The organism is Vibrio sp. 10N.286.49.C3 (assembly GCF_041469545.1).
GTDB classification, from domain to species: domain Bacteria; phylum Pseudomonadota; class Gammaproteobacteria; order Enterobacterales; family Vibrionaceae; genus Vibrio; species Vibrio tasmaniensis_A.
On the sequence record NZ_JBFRKT010000116.1, the window covers coordinates 1 to 1,101 of the forward strand.

The window sequence follows — 1,101 nt, forward strand, 5'->3', positions numbered from 1 at the left end:
TATACCCGTTCAACTTGAAGATGCAGGTTTCAAAATCTGAAAATTATCCGTAATTCTGGATGCCAGTGAGCCTGCAACTTCTGGTAGCGTTACATCGAAAAATTCTTTGATGGCTGAAGTGAATTCTGGCTTGGAGGAGAAGTAAATATTGTTCCTCACATGTTCATTCATCACTTTCCAAAGCCGCTCGATTGGATTTAAATTTGGACTGTAAGGCGGTAAGTAATGAAGCTCGACATTGAGCACTTTTGCCGCATTTCTCACCAGTTCTGAGCGATGATAGGCGGCGCCATCCAGTACTAGGTGAACTTTTTGCTCCAACGGGTAATGCTCCTTTTTGAGTTTCCAGAAGAAGCGAACGATGCTCTCGCTGTTTATCGTGTCATACGTGTCTGTCACTGTTGCGCCAATATTTTGAAGCGGTAACGCACCGATAATATTAAGACGAGTTCGACTGCCTGTTGTCTCAATCACTTTGTCTTGGCCTTTGCGTATCCAGCCATAACTGAGTTTTGTTGACTGCGTAGGATGAACGGCATCCATGAATAGCACAGGGTCTTCGCTCTTTCTTAGCATCTCGTTGTAGTATGCGATAAAGGCTTGCTGCATCTCTGGATTAAACTTGTGCGGTACACCTTTTGGCTTCTTATATGAGAAGTCGTGGTGATGTAGCCACTTGTTCATGCCAGCAACGGTATAACGGATACCAAACTCAGCTTGAATATAAGCAACAATTTGGTGGGTGTGGAAGTAGGTTTTCTCTGCCAGATGTTCGATAAGCTGCATAGTTTGCTTAGCAGAAAGTCGGCTCTGGCTACCACCATTTTCAGGCTTAAGTTTTTCAGAGAGAACATAATCACTGAGGTGACGAGCTACGGTCGATTCGTGAATACGAAGAGCTTGAGAAATCATCGTCTGACTCCAACCTTCAGACGCGAGTAAAACAGCTTTGATACGGTCACGTACTCGACCATCACGAGTTGAATCGTGCATCTCTTCGAGTTGTTGTTTCTGTTGAGGAGTCAGTATTATTTTCATGGTGCGTAGCATGATCCTGCTTTAAGGAAAAATCAAGCATCTTCAATGATCACGGGTATAGAT

The 1,101-nt window shown here is 43.9% G+C and carries 1 protein-coding gene; it reads right to left on the reverse strand.

Annotated elements, in window-relative coordinates:
- Positions 1-9 precede the first annotated feature (9 nt).
- Positions 10-1,038 (reverse strand): IS630 family transposase, encoded by a 1,029-nt coding sequence (locus tag AB4180_RS22765; RefSeq protein ID WP_102249046.1) that lies wholly within the window; start codon positions 1,036-1,038, stop codon positions 10-12.
- Positions 1,039-1,101: the final 63 nt, after the last annotated feature.

What these genes read in the sequence shown, in the direction of transcription:
- AB4180_RS22765 (WP_102249046.1), bottom strand. Translation starts at nt 1,038, where the DNA reads ATGAAAATAATACTGACTCCTCAACAGAAACAACAACTCGAAGAGATG.